A 2,581-nucleotide genomic window follows, 5' to 3' on the forward strand; every position below is an offset into this window, starting at 1 on the left:
GTCTTCGACCTGCGCCCGGCCGCGATCATCCGCGACCTCGACCTGCTGCGCCCGATCTACGCCCAGACCGCCGCGTACGGCCACTTCGGCCGCGAGCTGCCGGACTTCACCTGGGAGCGCACCGACCGCGTCGACGCCCTGCGCACCGCCGCCGGTCTGTAAGCAGCACCGCCTGAAGCCGTACGGCCCCGGACCCTCGGTCCGGGGCCGTACGGCGTCGGGGGGCGGGTGTCCCGGCCTGATCCCGGGAGAGCCACCCCGCCGACCCCGTCGTTGTCGGTGCCGTTTGGTAAGAATGCTGGTGTGAGCAGCGCGAATGATTCCCCGCCGGAGCAGCTGGCGCTGATCCGGGAGATGGTTGCGGAGGCCAAGGCCAAAGCACCCAAGGCGAAGCCGCGCACCTGGCGCGGAGCCGCCGTCGCGGAGGAACTTCCCGTTGCCCGCGTCCTGGTCAACAAGGGCGTGCTCCACCTCGACCGGCTCTTCGACTACGCGGTCCCCGCCGAACTGTCCGAGGCCGCCCAGCCCGGAGTCCGTGTTCGCGTGCGCTTCGGCGCCGGGGGTCACCGAGTCCACGGCGGCCGTCGCGAAGGCGGCTCGCTCATCGACGGGTTCATCGTCGAGCGGCGCGCCGAATCCGACTACAACGGCGCGCTCGCCGCCCTCGCCCAGGTCGTCTCCCCCGAGGTCGTCCTCGGCCCCCGCATGCTCGCGCTCGCCCGCGCCGTCGCCGACCGGTACGCCGGCAGCCTCGCCGACGTGCTCCAGCTCGCGCTGCCCGCACGCAGCGCCAAGGCCGAAGCCACGCCGTCCCCCGAGCCGCTGCCCCCGCCCGCCGTACCCGAACCCGCCGGCTGGGAGCGGTACGGGGCCGGCCCCGGCTTCCTGCGGGCCCTGGCCGCGGGCGCCGCCCCCCGCGCCGTGTGGACCGCCCTGCCCGGCCCCGGCTGGGCGGACGAGCTGGCCCGCGCCATGGCCGCGACCCTCGCCTCCGGCCGCGGCGCCCTCGCCGTGGTCCCCGACGGGCGCACCGCCGCCCGGGTCGACGCCGCCCTGACCGCCCTCCTCGGCGAAGGACGGCACGCGCTGCTGACCGCCGAGTCGGGGCCGGAGAAGCGCTACCGCCAGTGGCTCGCCGTCAGCCGGGGCTCGGTGCGGGCCGTCGTCGGCACCCGGGCCGCCATGTTCGCGCCCGTGCGCGACCTCGGACTCGTCGCCGTCTGGGACGACGGGGACTCCAGCCACAGCGACGACCACGCCCCCTTCCCGCACGTCCGCGAGGTACTGGAGCTGCGCGCGGTCACCGACGGCTGCGCCTTCCTCGTGGGCAGCACCAGCTGCACGGTGGAGGCGGCCCAGCTCGTCGAGTCCGGCTGGGCCCGGCCGCTGGTGGCCGACCGCGAGACCGTACGGGCGTACGCGCCCCGGATCCGGACCGTCGGGGACGAACTGCTGGCCCGGGACGGGGCGGCGCGGGCCGCGCGGCTGCCGAGCCTGGCGTGGGAGACCGTACGGGAGGGCCTGAAGACGGGCCCCGTGCTGGTCCAGGTGCCCCGGCGCGGCTATGTGCCCCGGCTGGCCTGCGAGCGGTGCCGGACCCCGGCCCGCTGTTCGGTGTGCGCGGGGCCGCTGGAGGCCCCCGACGAGCGGGACCTGCACTGCGGCTGGTGCGGGCGGCAGGAGACCTCCTGGCACTGCGAGGAGTGCGGGTCGTTCCGGCTGCGGGCCCAGGTGGTCGGCGCCCGGCGCACCGCCGAGGAGCTGGGGCGGGCCTTCCCGGCCGTGTCCGTACGCACCTCCGGGCGCGACCACGTCCTCGACGAGGTCCCGGACCGGCCCGCGCTGGTGGTGTGCACGCCCGGGGCCGAACCGGTCGCGGCGGGCGCCGGGTACGCGGCGGCGCTGCTGCTGGACGGCTGGGCCATGCTCACCCGGCCCGACCTGCGGGCGAGCGAGGACGCGCTGCGGCGCTGGATCGCGGCGGCCTCGCTGGTACGGGCGGACGGGCAGGTCGTGGTGGTCGCCGAGCCGACGCTTCGGCCGGTCCAGGCGCTCGTGCGGTGGGATCCCGCCGGGCACGCGGTACGGGAGCTCGCGGAGCGGGCCCAGCTGGGCTTCCCGCCGGTCTCCCGAATGGCGGCGGTGGCCGGGGGGAGCGCGGAGGCCGTCGAAGCCTTCCTGACGGGGGCGGCGCTGCCGCCGGACGCGGAGGTTCTGGGGCCGGTGCCGGTGCCCGGTCGGCGGGGGGAGGCGTCGCCGGGGGAGAGGGCGCTGGTCCGGGTTCCGCCGGGCAGCGGTGCCGCCCTGGCGGCGGCCCTGAAATCGGCCCAGGCGGCCCGGCTGACCCGGGGCGCCCCGGCGTCGGAGGCGGTCCGCATCCGGATCGACCCCCTGGACATCGGCTAGGCCTAACCGGCCGGGTGGGGCTGGGTTCGTCGGACCGGGCTGCGCCGGGCCTGGCGGGTGGGCCCTGCGGGGCAAGTCCCCTACCCGCCCTTCCACCGTTCCCCGGGCTCTGCCCGGACCCGGTCCTCAAACGCCGGACGGGCTGAATTTGCGGCGCAGCCGCAAATCTCAGCCT

2 protein-coding genes are annotated in these 2,581 nt (G+C 77.0%); both read left to right on the forward strand.

The features are described 5' to 3' along the window. On the forward strand, positions 1-162 hold a 162-nt coding region (locus ACFXDJ_RS35820), incomplete at its 5' end, for a methionine adenosyltransferase domain-containing protein (RefSeq protein ID WP_384851288.1). Positions 163-303: 141 nt separating this feature from the next. Continuing rightward, positions 304-2,406 (forward strand): primosomal protein N', encoded by a 2,103-nt coding sequence (locus ACFXDJ_RS35825; protein WP_384659219.1) that lies wholly within the window; start codon positions 304-306, stop codon positions 2,404-2,406. Positions 2,407-2,581 lie beyond the last annotated feature (175 nt).

This window comes from Streptomyces sp. NPDC059443 (genome assembly GCF_042750105.1).
Taxonomy (GTDB): Bacteria; Actinomycetota; Actinomycetes; order Streptomycetales; family Streptomycetaceae; genus Streptomyces.